Raw genomic sequence first — 301 nt, 5'->3', positions numbered from 1 at the left:
GCTGGTGTTGGCATTGATCAATGCCGAAGAACAGACCACGCTGCCACTGCGGCGGCGAGATGAAACGCAACGGTAAGACCTCCGCCAACCGCACCCGGTGGCGGTGCAAAATCTGCGGCGCTTCCACCACCAAGCAGCGCCCCGATATCACCAACTCCGCAGCCTTCGCAGCATTTATCACCCACCTCACAACCGGTGCGAGCTTGGAAACCGCTGCCGCCGAAGCAGGGTGTCATCCGCGTACCCTGCAACGCCGGTTTGAACACTTCTGGCTAGTTGATGTCCCCGATCCCACGATCGG

1 pseudogene is annotated in these 301 nt (G+C 60.8%); it reads left to right on the top strand.

Going from position 1 to position 301, the window contains the following annotated elements:
- Positions 1-20 precede the first annotated feature (20 nt).
- Positions 21-301 (top strand): annotated as a pseudogene (locus tag QP413_RS09970) (IS256 family transposase); the annotation flags it as partial.

Origin of the sequence: Corynebacterium sp. UMB4614, assembly GCF_030217065.1 — a bacterium.
Classification (GTDB): domain Bacteria; phylum Actinomycetota; class Actinomycetes; order Mycobacteriales; family Mycobacteriaceae; genus Corynebacterium.
This window is presented reverse-complemented; position numbering and strand designations above follow the sequence as displayed.